The 23,160-nt window shown below is 64.7% G+C and carries 18 protein-coding genes; 4 read left to right on the top strand and 14 right to left on the bottom strand.

The genetic code is table 11. From position 1 onward, the window contains the following. Positions 1-326: 326 nt before the first annotated feature. The gene (locus AC1VNY_RS23120; protein ID WP_482406905.1) at positions 327-2,270 is read right to left on the bottom strand and encodes a sigma-54-dependent Fis family transcriptional regulator; all 1,944 of its coding nucleotides are present in this window, start codon (positions 2,268-2,270) and stop codon (positions 327-329) included. Between the two features lie 283 nt (positions 2,271-2,553). On the opposite strand from AC1VNY_RS23120, the gene AC1VNY_RS23125 reads away from it, so the two are divergent. Next, the gene (locus AC1VNY_RS23125; RefSeq protein WP_482406906.1) at positions 2,554-4,362 is read left to right on the top strand and encodes an NAD(P)/FAD-dependent oxidoreductase; all 1,809 of its coding nucleotides are present in this window, start codon (positions 2,554-2,556) and stop codon (positions 4,360-4,362) included. A 192-nt stretch (positions 4,363-4,554) separates the two neighbouring features. Here the strand turns inward: AC1VNY_RS23125 and AC1VNY_RS23130 are convergent, their stop codons facing one another. From AC1VNY_RS23130 to AC1VNY_RS23150, 5 genes are all read right to left on the bottom strand, one after another. Further along, on the bottom strand, positions 4,555-4,974 hold the full coding sequence (locus AC1VNY_RS23130) for a CBS domain-containing protein (RefSeq protein WP_304497816.1): 420 nt from the start codon (positions 4,972-4,974) through the stop codon (positions 4,555-4,557). A 254-nt stretch (positions 4,975-5,228) separates the two neighbouring features. After that, on the bottom strand, positions 5,229-5,699 hold the full coding sequence (locus tag AC1VNY_RS23135) for an aminoacyl-tRNA deacylase (RefSeq protein WP_482406907.1): 471 nt from the start codon (positions 5,697-5,699) through the stop codon (positions 5,229-5,231). Positions 5,700-5,819: 120 nt separating this feature from the next. Further along, a complete protein-coding gene (locus AC1VNY_RS23140) occupies positions 5,820-6,632 on the bottom strand; it encodes a pentapeptide repeat-containing protein (RefSeq protein ID WP_482406908.1) in 813 nt (270 codons plus the stop codon). Positions 6,633-6,957: 325 nt separating this feature from the next. Further along, positions 6,958-8,196, bottom strand: a complete 1,239-nt coding sequence (locus tag AC1VNY_RS23145) for a CaiB/BaiF CoA transferase family protein (protein WP_482406909.1) — start codon at positions 8,194-8,196, stop codon at positions 6,958-6,960. Then, on the bottom strand, positions 8,183-8,884 hold the full coding sequence (locus AC1VNY_RS23150; protein ID WP_482406910.1) for a haloacid dehalogenase type II: 702 nt from the start codon (positions 8,882-8,884) through the stop codon (positions 8,183-8,185). Before AC1VNY_RS23150 ends, AC1VNY_RS23145 begins: the two co-directional genes overlap by 14 nt. A gap of 93 nt (positions 8,885-8,977) precedes the next feature. Here AC1VNY_RS23150 and AC1VNY_RS23155 point away from each other — a divergent pair, with 93 nt between their 5' ends. After that, the gene (locus tag AC1VNY_RS23155; RefSeq protein WP_482406911.1) at positions 8,978-9,880 is read left to right on the top strand and encodes a LysR family transcriptional regulator; all 903 of its coding nucleotides are present in this window, start codon (positions 8,978-8,980) and stop codon (positions 9,878-9,880) included. Here AC1VNY_RS23155 and AC1VNY_RS23160 read toward each other — a convergent pair. After that, a complete protein-coding gene (locus AC1VNY_RS23160) occupies positions 9,877-11,286 on the bottom strand; it encodes an MFS transporter (RefSeq protein ID WP_482406912.1) in 1,410 nt (469 codons plus the stop codon). The genes AC1VNY_RS23155 and AC1VNY_RS23160 overlap by 4 nt on opposite strands. A gap of 298 nt (positions 11,287-11,584) precedes the next feature. Between AC1VNY_RS23160 and AC1VNY_RS23165 the strand changes: the two genes are divergently transcribed. Beyond that, positions 11,585-12,835, top strand: a complete 1,251-nt coding sequence (locus AC1VNY_RS23165) for a hypothetical protein (protein ID WP_482406913.1) — start codon at positions 11,585-11,587, stop codon at positions 12,833-12,835. A 118-nt stretch (positions 12,836-12,953) separates the two neighbouring features. Here AC1VNY_RS23165 and AC1VNY_RS23170 read toward each other — a convergent pair whose 3' ends face one another. From AC1VNY_RS23170 to bioB, 4 genes are all read right to left on the bottom strand, one after another. Beyond that, positions 12,954-14,216, bottom strand: a complete 1,263-nt coding sequence (locus tag AC1VNY_RS23170; protein WP_482406914.1) for an adenosylmethionine--8-amino-7-oxononanoate transaminase — start codon at positions 14,214-14,216, stop codon at positions 12,954-12,956. Next, positions 14,213-14,845: a dethiobiotin synthase gene (gene bioD / locus AC1VNY_RS23175; protein ID WP_482406915.1), complete on the bottom strand. Its 633-nt coding sequence runs from the start codon at positions 14,843-14,845 to the stop codon at positions 14,213-14,215. Before bioD ends, AC1VNY_RS23170 begins: the two co-directional genes overlap by 4 nt. Continuing rightward, entirely contained in the window at positions 14,842-15,996 is a 1,155-nt protein-coding gene (locus tag AC1VNY_RS23180) for an 8-amino-7-oxononanoate synthase (protein WP_482406916.1), read from the bottom strand. The genes bioD and AC1VNY_RS23180 overlap by 4 nt, the downstream gene beginning before the upstream one ends. A gap of 65 nt (positions 15,997-16,061) precedes the next feature. After that, positions 16,062-17,057, bottom strand: coding sequence for a biotin synthase BioB (gene bioB, locus AC1VNY_RS23185; RefSeq protein ID WP_482406917.1), 996 nt, complete (start codon positions 17,055-17,057; stop codon positions 16,062-16,064). 124 nt (positions 17,058-17,181) lie between these two features. Between bioB and AC1VNY_RS23190 the strand changes: the two genes are divergently transcribed. Next, the gene (locus AC1VNY_RS23190; protein WP_028341425.1) at positions 17,182-17,820 is read left to right on the top strand and encodes a GntR family transcriptional regulator; all 639 of its coding nucleotides are present in this window, start codon (positions 17,182-17,184) and stop codon (positions 17,818-17,820) included. Positions 17,821-18,080: 260 nt separating this feature from the next. Here AC1VNY_RS23190 and greA read toward each other — a convergent pair whose 3' ends face one another. From greA to AC1VNY_RS23205, 3 genes are all read right to left on the bottom strand, one after another. Next, complete coding sequence (greA, locus tag AC1VNY_RS23195; RefSeq protein ID WP_028341424.1) at positions 18,081-18,563, bottom strand: transcription elongation factor GreA; 483 nt, start codon at positions 18,561-18,563, stop codon at positions 18,081-18,083. A 79-nt stretch (positions 18,564-18,642) separates the two neighbouring features. Then, positions 18,643-21,789, bottom strand: a complete 3,147-nt coding sequence (locus AC1VNY_RS23200; protein WP_482406918.1) for an efflux RND transporter permease subunit — start codon at positions 21,787-21,789, stop codon at positions 18,643-18,645. Further along, a complete protein-coding gene (locus tag AC1VNY_RS23205; RefSeq protein ID WP_482406919.1) occupies positions 21,786-23,021 on the bottom strand; it encodes an efflux RND transporter periplasmic adaptor subunit in 1,236 nt (411 codons plus the stop codon). Before AC1VNY_RS23205 ends, AC1VNY_RS23200 begins: the two co-directional genes overlap by 4 nt. Positions 23,022-23,160 lie beyond the last annotated feature (139 nt).

A 23,160-nucleotide genomic window follows, 5' to 3' on the forward strand; every position in this document is an offset into this window, starting at 1 on the left:
TGCATCTCTTCGTGCGTCGCGATCGAATGCTACGCGAAATCCTAGCTTCGACGGCTGCCGACGACAATACTACGATCCCGCAGCGAACGGCGCACGCTGTCGTGAGGCGTGCTGAATTTCGCTTGCGACAGCGGCTGGGCCGAAGTCGGCGGCGACGGCGGTCGACCGCCTCGGGGGCAGGAAAAATCACGTGCAATTTCAATTATGTACGGGTTCGTGGTTTTGTTCTGAATGGTGCGCCGATTTTCCACCATTCAGCCAGCCACCGTTCGGCAGGGACATCGTATCTGACCAGGGCGGTCAGCGACGGCGGGCAGCGCCTGCGGTCAGGTCAGGTCTTTCGGCATCGTGATGCCGAAGCGGAGAATCTGGCGATGGATGGTCGAGCGATCGACGCCGCGTTCGCGTGCCACCCGCGAGACGTTCCAGCGATTGTTGCGCAACGCCGTCAATAGCGCATCGGCTTGCCGTGACGTTGCCGCTCCGCCTCGTACCGGCTTTCCGGAGCTGTCCTCACGCAAGGGCTGAGCGATCCGGTCCGGCAGATCGGCAAGATCGATCGTGCCGTCGGTCGACAGCGCGCAGCCATGATCGAGCGCGTTGATCAACTCGCGGATATTGCCAGGCCATTGGTACTTGAGCAGCGCGCTGCGCGCGCTTGCCGTCAGCGCATAGTTGGCCTTGTGCTCCGTCGAAAGCCGATGCAGGGATTGATCGACCAGCCACTCGATATCGGTGCGCTGACGCAGCGGAGGCAGCGCAAGCACCGCACCGTTGAGGCGGAAATAGAGATCCTCGCGGAATTGCCCCGCCTTCACCAGCGCGACGAGGTCGCGATGGGTGGCAGCGATGACGCGGACATTGAGCGGGACCGGCCGGGTGCGACCGACCGGTGTCACCTCGCGTTCGGCGAGCACGCGCAACAGGCGCGTCTGCGACGAGATCGGCATGTCGCCGATCTCGTCAAGAAACAGGGTGCCGCCGTCGGCTTCGAGCACGAGACCCTTCTTGCCCTTGGCCGCCGCACCGGTGAAGGCGCCCGCCTCGTGGCCAAACAGCTCGCTCTCGATCAGGCTTTCCGGCAGCGCGGCACAGTTGACCGCGACGAAAGGTCTGCCTGCCCGCGCACTGACCGAATGCAGCGCCTTCGTCAGGTGCTCCTTGCCGGTGCCGGTTTCGCCGGTGATCAGCAGGCCCATCTGGGTATTGATGAGCTTGGCGGCGCGCGTCACCACATGATGCATGGCGGGATCGCCGCGGAACAGGTTGCGCAACGGCGCCGGAAGCGCCGACTCGCTTCGGGAGGAGGCCGGCGCCGCCAGCTTGTTCGGGGGCGGCAGGGTCTGCGCGAACAGCGTCGCGCCGCTGTTGGCAAGCCGCAGGGTGCGCTGGCCGGTGGGGCGCGAATGGGCGAAGCGCGGCAGATCGTCGATGGTGCATTCGAAGATGTCGGACACGCCGAAGCCGTCGGCCCGCAGGCGAAGGTCCGGACGCTTGGCCAGTTCGCGGGCGAGCAGCTGCCTTGCGCGATTGTTGAAGCCGATGATGCGGCCGCTGCTGTCGACGGCCATCACATAATCCGGATCGACATCGGCGAATTCCGCGGAGCCGGACAGCTTGATGATCCATTCCTGCCGGAAACGGTTCAGCAGGTTCGCATTCTCGATCTTGTGAGCGAACGACTTAACGAGTTGCAGCGCCAGGAACTGGCTGGCCTTCGGTTCCGGCGAGCGCAGCGCGGAGATATCCAGGACCGCAGCGAGCTTGCCGCTGGGGTCGAAGACCGGCGCCGCCGTGCAGGTCAGCGGAATATGGGTGGCGTCGAAATGGTCGGATTGATGCACCGTCAGGGCTTCTTCGGTGGCGATGCAGGTGCCGACTGCGCAAGTGCCGGCATGCGGCTCGTTCCAGTCGGCGCCGAGATAGAGGCCGGCCTTGCGAAGCGTGTTGTTGAATGTCGGGTCGCCGATGAAATCCACCGTGATGCCCCTGGCATCGGTGAGCAGCAGGACGTAGCCGAGTCCGGCGATCTGGCGATACAGCATCTCGACGCCGAAGCGCGCCGTGTGGAGGAATTCGTCCATGGCGTCGCGGTGCTCGCGCAGCCGCCCGGGTGTCACGATATGAGCGTCGCGCAGCACCAACGGATCGAGCTTGTGTTCGGAGACGCATCGTACCCACGACTGATGGATGATTGCATCACGCGCGCTGGTCTGGCCGACCGCAACGCGAACCAGCTCGTCGATGTGCGCAGCCCGCTCCGTCGTCACGGCTGATGCTCCTGGATGTTTCCCCGCACGTTGTTGCTTCGAGTGTCACTCGGATTGTGCCGCCGATCAAGTTTGTTGCGTGCAACACCTGTTGCATGGCGCAACAAGTGAGGCGGCCTGGCGCCGGCAGTTAACGCGAGGAAATGCCGAGCGTTTTTCGAGATGCGCCGCGATGGCATGAGGCTTGCTGACATGGTGGTCGAGGCAAGATTCGACCTCGCTAACGAACGCGCCGGAACCACGACGCAAAGGCGATCGACGCCGGCATATGGGAGAATGAAACATGCTCACGAAGGCCCCGGACGGAAAGATCACCGCGCTGCTCGACGAGTTCAACGCCGCATTGTCGTCGGGTGACATCGAACGCGCGATCGCGCTGTTCCAGACCGATTGCTACTGGCGCGATCTGGTCACCTTCACCTGGAACATCAAAACCATGGAAGGCAAGGATCAGATCCGCGACATGCTGAAGGCGCGGCTTGCGGACAGCAAACCGTCGGGATGGCGCATTGCCGATGGCGACGCTGCGAGCGAGGCCGGCGGCATCATCGAGAGCTGGATCGAGTTCGAGACCGATGTCGCGCGCGGCTATGGTCACCTGCGCATGAAGGATGGACGCATTTGGACCTTGCTCACCACCATGGCCGAGCTCAAGGGACATGAGGAGAAATCCGGCTTCACCCGTCCGCTCGGCGCCAAGCATGGCCATGGCAAGGACCGTAAGAGCTGGCGCGAGGAACGTGACCAGGAAATCACCGAACTGGGTCATGCAAAACAACCCTATGCGCTGATCATCGGCGGTGGGCAGGGCGGCATCGCGCTTGGCGCGCGGCTGCGGCAATTGAACGTGCCGACCATCATCATCGAGAAGAACGAACGCGCCGGCGATTCCTGGCGCAAGCGATACAAGTCGCTCTGCCTGCACGATCCGGTCTGGTACGACCATCTGCCCTATATCGACTTCCCGAAAAACTGGCCGGTGTTCGCGCCCAAGGACAAGATCGGCGACTGGCTGGAGATGTATACGAAGGTGATGGAGCTCAACTACTGGAGCTCGACCACGGCGAAGTCGGCCAAGTATGACGAGAAGGCCGGGGAATGGACCGTCGTGGTCGAGCGCGACGGCAAGGAGATCACGCTCAAGCCGAAGCAGCTCGTGCTGGCGACCGGCATGTCGGGCAAGGCGAACTGGCCCACCTACAAGGGGCAGGACATCTTCAAGGGTGAGCAGCAGCATTCCTCGACCCACCCGGGGCCGGAGAAGTATCGCGGCAAGAAGGTGGTGGTGATCGGCTCCAACAACTCCGCCCACGACATTTGCGCGGCGCTGTGGGAAGGTGGTGCCGACGTCACCATGGTGCAGCGCTCATCCACGCACATCGTGAAGTCCGACACGCTGATGGATATCGGGCTCGGCGCGCTCTATTCGGAGCAGGCGGTCGCGAGCGGCGTGACCACGCGCAAGGCCGACCTGATCTTCGCCTCGCTACCCTACAAGATCATGCACGAATTCCAGATCCCGCTCTATGAACAGATGCGCGAGCGCGACAAGGATTTCTACGCCGCGCTGGAGAAAGTCGGCTTCATGCATGACTGGGGCGACGACGGCTCCGGCCTGTTCATGAAGTACCTGCGCCGCGGCTCGGGCTATTACATCGACGTCGGCGCCTGCGATCTCGTGATCGATGGTTCGATCAGGCTCAAGAGCGGCAAGGGCGCCGCGGTGCAGGAGCTGACCGAAACCGGCGTCAGGTTCGTGGACAGTAGCGAACTCCCCGCCGATCTCGTCGTCTATGCTACCGGCTATGGCTCGATGAACGGCTGGGCCGCCGACCTGATCTCGAAGGACGTCGCCGACAAGGTCGGCAAGGTCTGGGGTCTTGGATCCGAGACCACCAAGGACCCCGGCCCGTGGGAGGGCGAGCAGCGCAACATGTGGAAGCCGACCCAGCAGCAAGCGCTTTGGTTCCACGGCGGCAACCTGCACCAGTCGCGGCATTACTCCCAATATCTGGCGCTGCAACTGAAAGCGCGGATGGAGGGCATCGCGACGCCGGTCTACGGCTTGCAGAAAGTTCATCACCTGGGTTGATTGCCCGGGCGATAACGCGACGCCGGGCGGATCGTCGTGCGATCCGCCCCTCGACAGATCGGATGGAGATCGAACGGGGCCGATCGCCGTCCAGCTTCGGGCCGATGCCTGCAAGACAGCCGGCACCGCTTGCCTTCCCGGTTGATCATGATACTGGCCGGTCTGCCAAATTTCCCGCAGACCGGCCTCGCTTCAATGATGAGCAGACACGCTCTTCATGCATTGGGACACAAGATCGGCACCGGCAAACTGGCCTATATCCCCCAGGCTGACCATGCCGACCATCCGTTTGCTCTTGTTGATCACAGGCAGCCTGCGGATCTTCAGCGTTTCCATGTGGTGCACCGCTTTCGTCAGATCGTCGTCTTCCCGGCAGCAGTGGATGCCTTCGGTCATCACATCCCGCGCCGTGGTACGCGCAGAGTTGAAGTCCTTGCTCGCAAGACCTTTGCAGACGAGGTCGCGATCCGTCACCATCCCGATCAGACGATCGTCTTGCCCGATCGGAATGCAGCCGATGTCGTGGCCTTGCATCAATTTCGCGATTTCGGTGATTGGAGTGTCGGGGCTTACCCAATCGACGCCCTTGTGCATCACGTCCTTGACTTTCATGGAGGACCTCCCGTCCAAGGCAGCAGCCCCCTCGCTCGCAATTATACAACAGAGCTGGCGCGACTGCATGCGTGCCGCGCCTTGAGGCGCAATGATGAAACCGGGTCGAATCGTCAAAGCGCATGAGCCCCTCGCTCGAGGATGATCTCCGCGCAAGCGCGTTCCGCCTTTGCCGCGCGAGAGAGCCGCTTCGCACCCTTCCGGATCATGCTTTGGTCCGGGCGCACCGATGGATGGTCCGCTGTCATGCCGCCTCAGTCGTGCGTACTGAAGCAGCCATGCAGGGAACCGGCGGTCAGGCGTGCGAATTGCGCGCGACCGAGATGAAGCAACGTCTCGTGATCGCCGGCTTCGATATAGATCTCGGGCTGCATCCGGATGCTGTCATCAACGATAACGTCGAGCCCGTAGCAGCTGCCGGCGGCGGGAACCGCCCCGTGCGCACAGTCCGCGAACAGCCGATCGATCTCGCTTTCGGCGGCCATAGCGATATCGTCACCGAATCTCGCCTTGAGATCCGCCAGCCTGAGGTGATGCGATGCCGGCAGCACGGCGAGCAGGTACCCGTCGTTGCGGCGCAGCACAATGGCCTTGGCCAAGCGATCGCCCGAGACGTGACAAGCCTGGGCGGTAAGGGCGGACGACATCGTCAGTACGTGCGGGATTTCGTCGTACTCGATGTTTTCTGCGGCGAGATAGTTGTGCAGTTTGGGAGAAATGGTCATGGCGTCACCTCCGGTGCGACATGCAACCATCCACCGTGGTCCTCCCCGCCGCACGATGAGCGGCTGCGTGGTTCTCAAGACAGAACATAGGTCTTGTCGCTGCACACTGCAATTCGACTCCTAACGGGAGCGCCGCGCCAGGTTCAAGTTCCGGGCCTTGTCCAGATTGCGGGCCTCGGCCAGCGCGGCCGCGCCCGGCAAGAGGGCCGACGCAAGGTCAGTCTCGGTGAAATCTGCGCCGGCGACATTGGCGTCGGACAGGTCGGCTCCCGCAAGGTCAGCTCTGTAGAGGCTGCAGTTCGCCAGATTGGCGTTCTGCAGTTGCGCGAATTCGAGATCGGCGCGCGCGAGGTTGGCGCCGCTGAGATCCGCATTCCGCAGGTCGGCGGATTTGAGCACGCCGCGCATCAGACCCATCGATTGGTTGCGCATATCAGCGCTCAGATCGGCGCCCGCAAGCCTGGCCCCGATCAGGCTGGCGCCGGAGAGATCGGCGGTTATCCGGGCGCCGCTCAAATCGGCGCCGCCAAGCCTGGCGCGTTGCATCTGCGTGCCGAGCAGCGATGCCTTGACGAGGGACGCCCCCGTCAAGTCCGCGTCGATCAGCCAGCCCTGGTTCAAGATGGCCCGATCGAAGCGGGCGCCTTTCAGATTGGCCCGGTTGAGCTTTACGAGATGAAGGTTGCCGCCGGTGAAGTCGAGGCCCGAGAGATCGAGGTGCGACAGTCGCTTTCCATCCAAATCCGCAGTGCGTCCGTCCCCTTGAGGGACCGACTTGAGGAGCGCGTCGACCTCGGCGCGCGTCATCTCCGACGTCGTCATCTCCGGACTGTTGAGGTCGACACTCCGCAGCATGTCCAGCGACACGGCGTCAGTCGGATCAGCCAGCAGCGCCGCTATCGACACAAAGGCAAATGCGAGACGAAACGACATCGCCGTCTCTCCGCCGCTCAGTTACCCGGTATCGTCTCTTGCATTCTCCGGGTCGGCCGCGCCGTCAGGTTAGCTGGCCGGCTCCGGCCTATGCCAGAGTATGAAACCGGAGATCGATCCTGGCAATGCCAGTGACCCGTCCGAGGGAACGCTGGCAGCAAGCGCAAAGTGCCAGATTGCGGCCCGATGCACGTCTCGTCCCGGTAGGCGATCTCAAGCCCGAAGAGACAGGAAGAACGATCCGGACGCCTGCCGCTCGTCGCCGATGGCGCGACGCGGCATCTGCCCGGCGATAGCTCTCATGACGATGTCTGCATAACGATACTCACACGGACGATCGCACGAACGTCCGTCCGAGGTCGCCGAACGCGCCCTCGTCGGCAATTCTCCCGAGCCGATCGTCGCTCCAGCCGAGCCATTCCGCAAACACCTCGCTCGTGTGCTCGCCGAGCATCGGCGGCGGCGTGGAAGGCGGCGGCGGGACATCGCCGAATCGCGTCGGCCTCGCGATGAACTTCACATCTCCCGCGGCCGGATGGCTGATGGTCTGGACCATTCCCCGCTGCGTGAGCTGCGGCGTTTCGCAGACCTCGCCGACCGACTTGATCGCGCCGCACGGAATGCCAGCCGCGCCGAGCGCCTGCAGCCAGTCGGCGCGGCTTCGCCGGGCGAAGATCGGCGAAAGGATCGCGACGAGTTCGTTGCGGCTCGCCGCGCGCTTCGGAGCGGTTACGAAGCGGATGTCCTCGCGCAGCTCCGGACGGCCGATGACGTCGCAGAAGGCCGCCCAGAACTTGTCGTTCGCGACCCCGACATTGATCCAGCCATCGCTGGTTTCGAACGGTTCATACGGGCTGATGGTCGGATGGACATTGCCGCGGCGCTTCGGGCTTTCTCCCGAGGCGAAGTACATGCCGGCGTTGAACGTCAGCAGCGATGCCATGGCGTCGAGCATGGAGACGTCGACCCGGCCGCCCACGCCGGTGCGGCTCTTCCGCATCAGGGCAGCCAGCACCGAATGCGACGCATAGAGGCCCGTGACGAGGTCGGCGATCGACGTGCCGACCTTGGTCGGCGGTCCATCCGGATCGCCGGTGATATCCATCACGCCGGATTCGCCCTGTAGGATCAAATCGTAGCCGGGGCGCGCGGCGTCGGCGCCGGTGCGACCGAATCCTGAGATGCTGCACAGGATGATGTCGGCCTTGCGGGCGCGCAGCGCGTCGAAGCCGAGCCCCCATTTGTCCAGGGTACCGGGACGGAAGTTCTCGATTACGACATCTGCGACGGATGCAAGATCGAGCGCCGCGTCGCGCCCCGCCGGCGACTTCAGATCGATGGCGCAGCTTCGCTTGTTGCGGTTCACCGACAGGAAATACGCACTCTCGCCGCCGATGAAGGGCGGGCCGTAGCGGCGGCTTTCGTCGCCGTGCCTGGGATCCTCGATCTTGACGATGTCGGCGCCGAGATCACCGAGCTGCATCGTGGCAAACGGACCGGAGACCACCCGGCAGAGGTCGAGGACCCTGATGCCCGACAGCGGCTCGCGATCAGACGATCGCATCGGCGAGGTCCTTCATCGACGGCACCAGGATGTCGGGCTGATGCGGCGTGATGCCGAACGGGCGGCTGCGCCGATCGATGAAGGCCGTCCGCATGCCGGCGGACTTGGCGCCGATGCAGTCGAAGGCATGATTGGCCACGAAAAGCACCTGCTCGGGCTTCACGCCCATGATCTCGGCCGCTTTCGTATAGGTCGCGACATGCGGCTTGAACGAATTGGCCTCGGCCACCGAGATCACGCGATCGAACGGGACCTTGTGGTACTGCTTCGCGGTCTCGAGCATGTCCGGATCGCCGTTCGAGAGCACGACGAGCTTATACTTGCGTTGCAGCCGCGCCAGTGCGTCCGGCACCTCCGGAAACGGCACCAGCTTTTCGATCTCGCCCACGAGGGTGCGCACATCGTCCATTGTGTAGTCGATCTTCGCGCGGTCCATGACGTGAGCAACCGCGCGGTGCCCGATCTCGCGATAGGGCGTGTGCTCGCGATGCAGCAGCGCATCGATCATCGAGTTCTCGAAATGTGTGCGACGCCACCACGTGACGAAGGAATTCGGGTCGCCCTTCCAGCCCTTCTTCTCGAGGAACGGCGCGGCGATCCTGGCCAGGCCGCCCTGCATGTCGACGACCGTGCCGTACTGGTCGAACATGCAGATCTTCACGTCGTGCTTGATCGTCTCAAAGCTCATTGATGCCTCCTTGGTCGGATCGATTGATACGCCTTGCATCATCATGGATGAAATGGATTTGTCATCTTTCGTCATTCACGATATGAATGATGGATGAACCTTCGATCCATCGACCTCAATCTGCTCGTCGCGCTGGACGCACTGCTGACCGAGCGTCACGTCACCAAGGCGGCGGATCGCGTCGGCCTCAGTCAACCGGCGATGAGCAATGCGCTCAACCGGTTGCGCGGGATGTTCAAGGACGAACTCCTGGTGCGGACCACGACCGGGATGCAGCCGACGCCCCGCGCCACCGAACTGGCGGAGCCGCTGCGCCAGGTCCTGCGCCAGGTCGAGCGCGTGATGGCGAGCGACGCCGGCTTCGATCCAGACCGGACGGAACGCACCTTCACCATCAGGATGTCGGACATTCTCGCGTGCCTGCTGCTGCCGCGACTCGCTGCAGCACGGCCGCCGGAGGGGCGGATCTCCTACAACACGATCCATCTGCCGCCGGCCCTGACGATCGATGCGCTGGAGCGGGACGAGATCGACGTCGCGGTGAGCATGGGGCTCGAGCACTCCGCATCGATCCGTTCCGAGACGCTGCTCCGCGACCGCATGGTCTGCCTGATGCGACGCGGGCACCAGATCAGGCGCGCCCGGCTGACCTTCGAGCGCTTCATCGCGCAGGAACACATGAAGGTCTCGATGAGCCCGACCGATCTTCGCTTCGTCGACGACGTGCTCGCCGAACGCGGCCATCGAAGACGCATCGCCCTGAACGTGCCGCATTGGCTGGTCGTGCCCCATGTCTTGAAGAAGACCGATCTGCTCGCGGTGATGCCGGGACACCTCGCAACCGTGCTGATGGACGACGATCTGAGGATGGAGGAACTACCGTTCGAGTCCGCGCCATTCGACTGGATGTTGTACTGGCACCGCCGATACGATCAGAGCAATGCCAATGGCTGGCTCCGCGACCGGATCAGGGCGGCGTGCTCCGACCTGAACTAGGCGCCGAGGTCGGCCGGCCTCCGCGCCATCGACGACCGCTCTCCCGCCTCGGCGTCCGTGACCGCCGACGCGTCCTCCAGAGATCGTCCCTTGGTCTCGAAACCGAACACGAGGAAGACCACGGCCTGGAAGACGAGGATGCCGGCCAGGGCCGTCAGCACACCGGTCAGCCCCTGCCAGGCAAAGATCGCGACCACGACGTACTGGACCAGCGCGGTCGCGATGCGTCCGGACGTGGCGCAGATCGCCGTGCCGCGAAGCCGATACCGCGTCGGAAACAATTCGGGGACGTGCATCGCGAACCCGGTCGCCAGCATCACGTAGATCGCCGTGATCAGCAGGAAGCCCACGGCTGCGAGCGCAACACCATCCGGCATGTATGGATAGGCGATACCGAGCACCGCTGCTGCAATCGACGACCAGACGATCGAGAGCCTGCGTCCGAGCCGGTCCGCCAGCACGAGCCCGATCAGCGATCCGACCGGGCCGCCCAGCGCCATCACCGTGGTGTAGCCAAGTGAGGAAACCACGCTGTGGCCGCCCTTGACCATGAAGGTCGGCAGCCAGCCGATGAACCCGTAGAGGCTGAAGCCGACGACGATGTGCAACAGGCTGCCGAGCAGCGTGCGCGCGAGATACGGAGGCTGGAACAGACGCCAGACCGCGCCGGGAGACTCCTGCGCCGGCGCGCGGGCAGCGACGGCAGGAAGTACCGCCTTGCGCGCGGCCTCGGCTTCGATCGTCGACAGGATCTTCTCGGCCTCATCGGCACGTCCGTTGGCGGCGAGCCAGCGCGGCGATTCCGGCATCGACTTGCGCAGAAACCAGACGACTATCGCAAGGCAACCGACAAGGCCGAACATGTAGCGCCATCCAAGCGTCGGGATCACCCACAGGCCGACCATGGAGGATACGAACAGCGAGAAATTGGTGATCACGGCGAGCAGCCCGATCCAGCGCCCACGCGAGGAAGCCGGCACGAATTCCGTCAAGGTCGCATAGCCGACCACGATCTCCGCGCCGAGGCCAATGCCGATGATGAAACGCAGGCCGATCAGGACGATCATGTTCGGCGCAAAGGCCGCGGCGATCGACGCGAGGCCAAAGATCGCGAGGTTCATCTGGTAGGAGAAGCGACGACCGAAGCGGTCGCCAAGGATGCCGGAGCACCACGCGCCGATCGTCATCCCGACGAAGGTCGCTGAGACGAACGCGGCGTTGAGTTCGAGCGTCGACCAGCCTTCCTTGAGCACGGCACCCAGCACGCCGCCGGCCAGATAGATATCGAACGCATCGAGGAACATGCCGGCGCCGATCAGGGCCAGGATGCGCCAGTGGAATCCGCAGATCGGCAGCCTGTCGAGGCGCGCGCCCGCGTTGATGTCGATGTCGGCGGATCGCGCCATGCCAAACCTCCCTGCCCGGCCTTTGGCAGCCGGATGCTCCGGGCACCGATTGATGACGCGCAGGGGGTCGTCGTCCAATTCAAATCGAAAATTCGACTATTTGGCGCAGTGATGAAGCTGACGCGACCGCACCGTCGCGTTCCATCCTGACACCGAGCTGACTTGCATTCGCCGTCGTTAACGATCCCGCCGTCGCGCGATCTCGAAATCACGGTGTCAGCACAAACATTCACAACGGGTTCATGTCGCCGCCACTATTCGACTCCAACGCTGGGGGAAGAAGATTGGAGTATGTGCCATGCGCCGCATCGCCGGACTGCCTTTCGCCTTGGCTCTCAGCCTCTGCTGTCTCTCACCGCCCGCGCCAGCGCGCGCGCAGCTTGCCATCGGCATCACCGTCAATGCGGCGCCGCCGCCATTGCCGGTCTATGTTCAGCCGCCGATCCCCGCGCCCGGCTACATCTGGACTCCGGGCTATTGGGCATGGAACGACGACACCGGTTACTACTGGGTGCCCGGCACATGGGTGCTTCCGCCGGCGCCTCAATTGCTGTGGACACCCGGCTATTGGGGCTGGACCGACGGCGCCTACGCCTTCCACGCCGGATATTGGGGCGCGACGGTCGGCTTCTACGGCGGCATCTCTTATGGCTTCGGCTACACCGGCGTCGGCTATGAGGGTGGCTACTGGCGCGGCGGCAGCTTCTTCTACAACAGCTCTGTCAACAACATCTCGAATGTCTCGGTCACCAACGTCTACAACAGGACAGTCGTCAACAACACGACCAACGTCAGCTACAACGGCGGCACCGGCGGCACCGCGGTGAAGCCGACGCCGCAGCAGCTTGCTGCCCAGGGCGAGCACCACGTGTCTGCGACCGGCGAGCAGACGCGACACGCGGAGGCGGCGATGAAGAATCCGGCGCTGACGCTCGCCAACAACCATGGTCATCCGGCGGTCGCCGCGACCGCGCACGCAGCACGGTTCAGCGGCGCCGGCGTGGTGGCCGCGCGCCCAGGCAAGCCGATCGCGGCGCCGCCGCCCCGACATGCGCAACCCACGGCCGGGCATGCTCTGCCGACAGGAAGTGCCGTGCCGCCAGGACACGCTCTGCCGAGCGGAAACGCTCTGCCGCCAACACATGCGTCGCCGACTGGGCATGCCCTGCCTTCCGGAAACGCGCTGCCGCAAGCACAGACAACGACAACGGGGCACGCCTTGCCTGCAGGCAACGCTTTGCCGGCTGCACATGCACCGCCGACGGGACACGCTCCGCCTGTCGCCGTCAACCATCCCGCTCCGGCGCCGCACGTCGCGGCGCCAGCCGTGCATGCGCCGAGACCGCAGATCGCACAGCGCGCGCCGCCTGCGCCACGCCCGGCCGCGCATCCACCGGCGCCGCGCGTCGCGCAAGCGGCTGTGCATCGTGCTCCGCCGCCGCCCCGGCGTCCGCCGCCACCGCATGTGTCACGGCCGGCACCGCGGCCCCATCCTGCGCCACGACCGCAGCATCCCGCTGCGAGGCCAGCGCCGCACAGGCACGCGTGATCCAGCCTATCGGCGTGCCTGCAACGGCACGCCGATTAGGTATGAGAACCAATCGCGTGCAGAACGGCACGCGATGCAAATCGTCAGTCACGGGATTTCAGGCGCGCAAAGCGCCCTGTCAGGCCAGCTCGTGGGCTGCATCCGCGATCGCGGCATAAATCTCCACGAGGTCCGCCTCGGTGACACAGTACGGCGGCATGACGTAGATCGTGTTGCCGAGCGGCCGCAGCAGCAGGTTGCGGCGCGCGAAGAAGGCCTGAAGCTTTGGGCCGATGCCGGCGAGATAGCCCGCATCTACTGCATTCAGATCAAGCGCGGTGATGGTCCCGGTGCGACGGACGTTCTCGAAGCGCGCGTCGGCGCGGAACGGTGCGATCAGGCGCTCCTGCATCGCAGCCACCGCAGCGACGCGCGCGCCCGCGCCGTGTTGCCAGAGTTCGAGGTTTGCTTTTGCGGCGGCGCAGGCGATCGGATTCGCCGTGTAGGAACTGGAATGGAAGAAGGTGTGGGAACGATCGCTGGAATAATGCGCATCGTAGATCTCGGCCCGGCAGAGCGTCACCGCGAGCGGCAGCGAACCGCCGGTGAGGCCCTTAGAGTAGCAGGCGATATCCGGCGCGATGTCGGCCTGCTCGCACGCGAACAATGTGCCGGTGCGGCCCCAGCCGGTCATGACCTCGTCGGCGATGAAGAGCACGTTTGAGGCTGCGCAGATGCGTCTCATTTCCTTCAGCACCCAGGGCGGATACATCAGCATCCCGCCGGCGCCCAGGATCAGCGGTTCGACAATGAACGCTGCCGCGGATTCCGTCCTGCATGCGGCTTCGAGCGCGTCGAGCGTCGCCTGTTCACGGCCGGGCGCCGGAAACGGGATCGACGCGACGTCGAACAGCAGCGGCTCGTAAGCCCTGTTGAAGACGCCGCGCGCGCCGACCGACATCGTCCCGATCGTGTCGCCATGGTAGGAATGCTCCATGACGATGATCTGCGTGCGCGTCGCGCCGATATTGTGCCAGTAGCCGAGCGCCATCTTCAGCGCCACTTCCACGCTGGTCGAGCCAGAGTCGGAGAAGAACACGTAATCGAGCCCATCAGGCGCCAGCTTCAGGAGTTGCGCGGCGACCTGTTCGGCCGGATCGTGGGTATGGCCCGCGAAGATGATCTGGTTGAGCTGCTCCGCCTGGTCCTGGATCGCGCGCACGATGTGCGGATGGCAATGACCGTGGGTCACGACCCACCAGGATGCGATCGCATCGATGATGCGGCGATCATCCGCGGTGTAGAGATAGGCTCCCTCGCCACGCACGATTCTCGTCATCTCGCCGTGTAGCGCGTGCTGGGTGAACGGGTGCCAGATCGGCGACTTCCGAGCGGATGTCATGGATTGAAATCTTCCCGCCGGAACGACGCCTTGAACGCTGCCTGCAGCGTGTCTGCCGCAAGCGGAGCAAGCCAGGGCAACCGGCCCAGCCGGCGCACCTGCCCGATCTCGCAAATCGCGCGCTCGCTCTCGGGATTGCTCTCGCCGATGAATGCGATCCCGAGAATGTCGATCCCGCGCTTGCGCAATGCCTCGACCGACAACAGTGAGTGATTGATGGTGCCGAGCGCTGTGCGGGCGCAGAGCACGACCGGAAGGTGCCATCGCGCGAAGACGTCGATATAGAGCGTGCTGCCGTCGAGCGGCACCATCAGCCCGCCGGCGCCCTCGATCACCAGCGGCCGGTCCCCGACATCGGGCACGTCGAGCGCGGCAGGATCGATGCGCACGCCGTCGAGTGCGGCGGACTGATGCGGCGAAGCAGGCGTTCGAAGCCGATAACGCTCCGGTACGATGCGATCCGCCGGGAGCCCGCCAAGCCGTGCGACCAGTTGCGCATCGGTTTCCTCCTCGATGCCGGCCTGAACCGGCTTCCAGTAGCGCGCGCCGAGGAAACTGGCGAGGCCCGCTGAGAAAACCGTCTTCCCGATCCCGGTATCGGTGCCGGTCACCACGATTGGGCAGTTCATCGCGACCAGCCCTTCGTCTCCTCGACCAGCGCATCGAGCAGCGCGCGCACGTCGTCCTCGCCGACATTGAGCGTCAGCGCAATCCGCAACCGCGCAGTGCCCGCCGGCACGGTCGGCGGCCTGATGCCGCGAATGTCGAAGCCGCGCGCCTGCAGCGCTGATGCCAGCTGCATCGCGCGCGCATTGTCGCCGACGATGTAGGGCACGATCTGCGAGCGCGACGGGCTGCGCCAGCCGCGCAGGTCGAGCTCGCGATGCGTGAACGCGACCAGTTTTGCCAGGCGCTGCTGATGCTCGGGCTCCTGCTGCAGGATCAGCAGTGCCTCACGCACGGCAACGGCCACAAGCGGCGACGGCGCGGTAGCGAAGATGAACGGGCGGCAGCGATTGACCATGAAGTCGCGCAGCACCGTCGAGGCCGTGACCAGCGCGCCGGCGGCGCCCAGCGCCTTGCCGCAGGTATGAACGATCACGAGGTTCTCGCGCCCCTCATAGGTCGCCGTCAGCCCGCGCCCCTGCTCGCCATAGACGCCGGTGCCATGCGCCTCGTCCACCATCAGGAACGCGTCGTGCCGGTCGGCGATGGCGACCAGGTCGTCGAGCGGCGCGACGTCGCCATCCATGCTGTAGACGCTTTCGACCACGATCCAGACGCGGCCCGTGCCACCCTCGGCGCGCCAGCCGCGAATGGTGGCTTCGACCGACCCGGGATCATTGTGCGCGCTGATCCGGAATTCGGCCCGGCCGGCCCGCGCGCCTTCATGGATGCTGGCGTGCACGAGAGAATCGAGCACCAGGAGGTCGCCGCGCTGCGGCAGCGTCGTCAGCACGGCGAAATTGGCGACGTAGCCGCCGCCAAAGAACAGCGCCGTCTCGGCTCCAAAGAACGCAGCGGCTTCGGCCTCCAGCCGTTCGTGCTCCTCGCAATTGCCGCGCAGCAGCCGCGACCCACCGGCGCCGATCGGTGTGCCGGCCTCGAGCGCGGCCGCGACCGCCTGCTTGATGCGCGGCGCGCTCGCGAGCGCCAGATAGTCGTTCGAGACGAAATCGGTGCCCGCGCGCGGCTTGAGACCGCGCAGCCGATCGTCCTTGCTCAGGGCGTGCAAGGCCGCGGCGTAATCAGCGACCTTGGCCGCATGGATTGCGCTCATGCTTCTCTCTGAGATTTGTCGTTGGTCGCGCGGCGAATCCCGCCGCACGCGTGCCGGAAGTACGCTCAGTCGAGGGCGGAGTTGATGCCGAGCCGGTCCAGCAGATTGGCGTCGCGATCGCGCTGCGGGTTCCTGGTGGTCAGCAGCACATCCCCGATGAAGATCGAATTCGCGCCGGCAAGGAAGCACATCGCCTGCAGCTCGTCGGTCATGTATTGTCGTCCGGCCGACAGCCGCACCACGCTCTTCGGCATCATGATCCGCGCGGTGGCGACCAGACGCACCAGCGCGATCGGATCGGGCCGTTCCGCGGTGTCGTTGACCGGCACGCCCTTGACCTCGTTCCACAGATTGATCGGCACGCTCTCCGGATGGCTGGGGAGATTGGCAAGTAGCATCAGCATGCCGAGCCGATCATCGACCTGTTCGCCCATGCCGATGATGCCGCCGCAGCAGACCTTGATGCCGGCGTCGCGCACATGCGCGAGCGTGTCGATGCGGTCCTGCAGGGTGCGGGTGGTGATGATCTTGTCGTAGAACTCGGGCGAGGTGTCGACGTTGTGGTTGTAGAAATCGAGCCCGGCGTCGGAGAGACGCTCGGCCTGGTTTGGCGTCAGCATGCCGAGCGTGACGCAGGTTTCCATGCCGAGGCCCTTCACCGCGCTGACCATGTCGCAGACCTGGTCAAGATCGCGGTCCTTCGGGCTGCGCCAGGCCGCGGCCATGCAGAAGCGGGTTGCGCCGGCGTCCTTGGCGCGCTGCGCGACCGCGACCACTTCCTCCCGAGGCATCAGGCGAGTGGCCTTCAGGCCGGTGTCGTAATGCGCGCTCTGTGAGCAGTAGCCGCAGTCTTCCGGGCAGCCGCCGGTCTTGATGCTGAGCAGGCTCGCGGTTTCGACGTGGTTCGGATTGAAGTTGGCGCGATGCACGCCTTGCGCCTGAAACATCAGGTCCGCGAACGGCAGGTTATAGAGTGCTTCAGCCTCGGCACGCTCCCAGGTCTTGCGGGGCGCTGCACTGCTGCGGCTGTCGGTCCGTTCGATCTCCACGACATCAACCATAGAGCTTGCCTTCTCGTTTGCTATAGATCATAGATAATATGGTATATTATCTATGATATTTGGACTTAGAACGATGCTAGCCGAGCTCGGACGAACGCGCACCCGTTTTTACGATAGATAATCTATGACGAACGAAGGTGAGAACACGACCACCGCGGGGCGCATCGCCGAGGCGATCGGCGAGCGCATCATCAGCGGCGAGTTGCTGCCGGACGCGCCGCTGCGGCAGGACCATGTCGCGCGCGAATTCCACTCGAGCCACGTCCCGGTGCGCGAGGCCTTCAGGCAATTGGAGGCGCAGCACCTCGTCGTTGCGGTGCCCCGTCGCGGGGTGCGGGTCGCGCCGCTCGACACCAGATCGGTGAAGGAGATCGCCGAGATGCGCGCCGCGCTCGAAGTGGTCGCGTTGCGCAATGCCGCCCCCAGGCTCACATCGGCCCATCTGGCACGGATCGAACTCGCCATGATCGAAGGCGACAATGCCGAGACGGTGCAGGATTTCGAGATGGCCAATCGCGCCTTTCATCACGCACTGGTGGCGCCGTGCGCGATGCCGCGACTGCTTGCCAGCCTCGACGGCCTGCAGCTTGCGAATTCACGACTGGTGTTCGCGATGGCGCGCAATGCCGGCTGGCGGCCGCGGCCGAGCCAGGATCACCGCGTGATCCTGCAGGCGCTGCGCGCGCGCAACATCGAACAGGCCTGCAGCCTGCTGGCGCGGCATATTCAAACCATCGAGCGGCTTGCCCTGCCGGCGGCGTGATCGGACTTCGCAGGCAGCCGTATCCACTCACGTCGCATTTGCGCGAGCGCGACGGAGTCAGGTTGAATCGATGATGCCGCAGACTGCCTGCACCTCTCCCGCTTGCGGGGGAGGTCGCATCGCATTGAAAATGCGATGCGGGTGGGGGCTCTTTCCACAATGTGACTCGTGGAGAGAACCCCCACCCCGGCCCTCCCCCGCAAGCGGGAGAGGGAGCAGGCCGCCTTTGCGACCGCCATTCAATCTAATCCCATCACTCGCTAAGCGATCGCGACGATCTCCAGTTCCTGATCGCCGGCGCCTGCGACGTCGCCCACGGCCTTGCCCATCAGCGACCTCGCCACCGGCGAGACAAAGGAAATCGAGCCTGCCTTGGGATCGGCTTCGTCCTCGCCGACGATGCGATAGGTCTGCACCCGCCCATCGGCGCGGCTGAACGTCACCGTGCTGCCGAAGGCGACGGTTTCGGTGGAAGCAGGGTCAGGCACGACCTGCGCGGTGCGGAGCCGCTCCGTGAGATAGCGCACGTCGCGTAGCGGAACCGCCGACTGCCGCCGCCGTTCGTTGACGTCGTCCAGCTGTTGCGCGGCCTCAAAGGCCTCGCGCGCCGCCTGGAGCTCACGCTCCAGCGCCTTGCGTCCGGCTTCGGTCACCAGGTTGGGATGCGGCGAAATGGGACGGTCCGGCAACAGCGTTTCGGCCGCCGTCTCGGCACTTTCTTCCTTGGTGAAGGCAACGCTCAATCCGGAACTCCATCGATGAGGCCAGCAGCATAGCCCCGCCCCACGCGCCCCGCTAATGCGCGAAGGGATTAGGCGGAATCTAATGCGAGGCAGGCTGCTCGGCTTTGCTCCGTCTGCCAAAGCGGTTCTTTACACCCTCGCGCCAGCCCTGGAAGGTGACGAACAGCATCGGCACCAGGAAGATGCCGATCGAGCTTGCGGCGAGCATGCCGCCGAACACCGCGGTGCCGACCGCGCGGCGGCTGATTTCCGCAGCGCCCGTCGCGACCACCAGCGGCACCAAACCGAGGATGAAGGCGATCGAGGTCATCATGACCGCGCGGAAACGCATTTGCGCGCCCATCGTCGCGGCTTCCACGATCGGCCTGCCGGCCTCGCGCTGCTCCTTGGCGAACTCGACGATCAGGATGCCGTTCTTGGCGGCGAGCGCGATCAGCACCACGAGGCCGATCTGGCCGTAGAGATCGAGATTCAGACCCGCGAGCTTGATCGCAAGATAGGAACCGAACACGCCGACCGTGACCGACAGCAGCACGGGAATCGGGATCGTCCAGCTCTCATACAGCGCCACCAGGAACAGATAGGCGAACAGCACCGCGAGCCCAAGGATGATGCCGGTCTGGCCGGAGGCGGCCTGCTCCTGATAGGCGGTGCCGGTCCATTCATAGGAGTAGCCCGAAGGCAGCGTCGACTTGGAGAGATCGGCCATCGTCGCGATCGCGGTGCCCGAGGACACGCCTGCCGCCGGGCTGCCGTTCACGGTGACCGAACGATAATTGTTGTAGCGGGTGATCACCTGCGGACCGGTCACGATCCGCAAGGACGCGATCGAGCGGATCGGCACCATCTCGCCGCCGCTGTTGCGCACATAGATCTGCCAGATGTCGGGGATGTCGCGGCGGTTGGCCGCGTCGCCCTGCACATTGACCTGCCAGGTGCGGCCAAACAGGTTGAAGTTGTTGACGTAGATGCCGCCGAGCGTGGCCTGGAGCGCGGTGAAGACGTCGGCCATGTTGAGGCCGAGCGCCTGCGCCTTGGCGCGATCGATATCGAGAAAAACCGACGGGTTGGTCGCGGTGAAGGTCGAGAACACGCGGGCCAGATTTGGATTTCGGTTCGCCGCGCCGATCAGCCCGCCCATCACGCTGCTGAGCGAAGCCGGATCCTGCCCTTCCAGCGCCTCGAGCTGATATTCGAAGCCGCCGGAGGTCGAAAGCCCGATGATCGGCGGCAGGTTGAACGGCAGCACCGAGGCCTGACGGATCTGCGATCCCCCGACGAAGGTCTGCCCGATCGCGGCCTGCACCGAGTCGGTGACGGCCTTGCGATCGGCGAACGCCTTCATGCGCGCCACCATGAAGGCCGAATTCGGCTCGCTGGCGCCGTCGAGCAGCGAGAAGCCGATGATCGACAGCACATGGTCGATCGCCGGATTCTTCTTCAACAGCGCCTCGACCTGCTTGGTGACCTCGCTGGTGCGCGCCACCGACGCGCCGTCGGGCAATTGCACCGCGATGAAGAAGGCGCCCTGATCCTCCTCCGGCAGGAAGCCGGTCGGTGTGATCTTCGACACGCCGAACACCGCGCCGGCAAACACCAGCACCGCGACCAGCGACAGCACCGCCACACGAACCAGCCGTTGCACCACGCCGGCGTAGCGGTCGCGTACCCAGTCGATGCTGCCGAGCACCCGCCCCATGATGCCGCGGCGCGGTCCGCCATGGCGCAGGAACACGGCGCACAGTGCCGGCGACAAGGTCAGCGCATTCAATGCCGAGATCACCATCGCGGCGCTGATCGTCACCGCGAACTGGCGAAACAGCGTGCCGGAAATGCCCGGGATGAACGCGATCGGCACGAACACCGAGAGCAGCACCAGCGAGATCGCGATGATCGGCGCGGTGATCTGCGCCATCGCCTTCTTGGTGGCGTCGGCCGGCGACAGCTCCGGCTCCTCCTCCATGACGCGCTCGACGTTCTCGACCACGACGATGGCGTCGTCGACCACGATGCCGATCGCAAGCACCATCGCCAGCAGCGAGACCGTGTTGGCGGAATAGCCGAGCGCCAGCAGCACCGCGAAGGCGCCGATCAGGCTGACCGGAACCGCGACCGCCGGGATCACCGTGGCGCGCAGATTGCCGAGGAACAGGAACACCACGATCACGACGAGCACGAAGGCCTCGCCGAGCGTCTTCATCACTTCCTTGATCGTATCGGACACGAAGGTGGTGGAGTCGTACTGCACGAGATAGGTCAGCCCCGGCGGAAACCGCTCCGACAGCCGCGCAAGCGCGGCCTGCACCGCCTTGGCCGTGGTCACGGCATTGGCGCCGGGCGCGAGATAGATGCCCATCGGCACGCCGGGATTGCCGTCGATCCGCGACTCCGAATCCATGTTCTGCGCGCCGATCTCGACGCGAGCAACGTCCCTGATCCGCAGCACCGATCCATCCGGATTGGCCCGCAACACGATGTCGCCGAACTGCTTGGATGTCGTCAGGCGGCCCTGCGTCTGCACATTGAACTGGAACTGCTGGTCATTGCTGATCGGACGTGCGCCGATGCGGCCGACCGGCGCCTGCACGCTTTGGGCCCGGATCGCGGCGATCACGTCCGACGGCGCCAGATTGAGGCTGGTCAGGCGCTGGGTGTCGAACCAGATCCGCATCGAGTAGTTCAGCTTCGCGAACAGCGAGGCCTGTCCGACACCCGGCGTGCGCGAGATCGCGTCCAGCACGTTGATGATGGCGTAGTTGGTAATGAACAGCGGGTCCTGCTCGCCGCTCTTGCTGTACAGTACGATGAATTGCAGCACCGCCGAAGATTTCTTCTGCACGGTCAGGCCCTGCGCCTGCACCTCGGTCGGCAATTGCGCAAGCGCGCTCTGCACGCGGTTGTTGACGTTGACGGTGTTGATATCGGGATCGGTGCCGAGCGCGAAGGAAACCGTCAGTGTGTAGCTGCCGTCATTGCCGCTGGTCGACTTCATGTAGAGCATCTTGTCGACGCCCACGACCTGCGCTTCCAGCGGCTGGGCGACGCTCGATTCCACCACTTCAGCCGATGCGCCGGGGAACACGGCGGAGACCGTGACCTGCGGCGGCACGATGTCCGGGAACTGGGCGACCGGAATCTGCATCAGCGCCAGTGCGCCCGCGATCGTGATCACGAACGCGATGACGATCGCAAGCCGCGGACGATCGACGAAGACAGCGGAAATCATGGGTTATTGCCCGTCGATTTCGGCGTGCTGCTGGCGCCGCCGTCCGCCGAAACCTTCATGCTCGACTGGATCAGCGCGCTAACAGGCCCCGGCGCCACCACCTCGCCCGGCTTGACCTTCTGCAATCCCTCGACGACCACCTTGTCGCCGAGCGCGATGCCGCTCGTCACCGCCGCAATCGTTGCGGTCGATTGCCCAAGCTGGATCCGCCGTTGCTCGGCCTTGTTGTCCGCGCCGACGACATAGACATATTCACCCTGCTGGTCCGACAGCACCGCCGAACGCGGGATCGCCAGCACCTCGACCGGCTGCACGCCTTCGAGGAGAACGGTCACGAACTCATTGTCGGTCAGTTCGCGGATCGCGCCGCCGGCCGCGACGGATGTGTACGTCGCCGGGTTGGGGATGACGCCGCGCAGGGAGATGGTGTCGGTATTCTGCGCGATCGTGTTGTTGACGAAATTCAGCTCACCGGTCTTCTCGTAGAGCCGGCCGTCCGTCAGGCGCAAACGGATGATGACGGCCTTGAAGCCGCCGCGCGTCGCATAACGGTCGCGCAGATCGAGCGCCTCGCGCACCGGCACCGGGAAAGTGACATACATCGGGTCCTGGCTGACGATGGTCGTCAAGGTTCCCGAGCTCGGCGTCACGACGTTGCCTTCGGTGACCGCCGTGCGTCCGATCCTGCCGTCGATCGGCGAGTGGATCATGGTGTAGTCGAGATTGATCTGGGACAGGTCGACCTGCGCCTGGGCGGCCTGCACCTGTGCCTCGAGGCTCTGCTGGTTGGCGACTGCGGCGTCGACGTTCGACTGCTGGCCGGCCGGCCCGCCCATCAGGGCCTTGGCGCGATCGGTGGTCAGCTTGGCGTTGACCAGCGTCGCCTGCAATTGGGCGACCTGCGCTCTCTTCGATGCAAGATCGGCCTCGAACGGGCCGCGCTCGAGTTGGTACAGCAGGTCGCCGGCCTTGACCTCGGAGCCTTCGACGAAGTTCCGCTTGTCCAGGAACGCCGTGACGCGCGCCACCACGTTGACGCGGTTGGGCGCCTCGATGCGTCCGAGAAATTCATTGGTTTCGGTGATCGGCCGCTTCACCGCCTCGAACACGCCCACGGCAGGAGGCCCGGGCGGCCCCGCCTGGGCATGGGCCGCTGATACTCCCGCCGCCACCAATCCCGCCGATACGAGAAGCCCTGCCAAACGACCGCGCATGCGTTCCGTATCACTCATGCAGTCCAACCCTTCGGCTACCAACAGACGCTACGAGACGGATATATGACGTCGAGTTCCCTCAGACCCGAAGGTCAGGATGGGCAGGTGCGTTGCAGCAGATCATAACGCGGCCAATCCGACAATCCTGCAACTCGAC

The organism is Bradyrhizobium ferriligni (assembly GCF_056837965.1).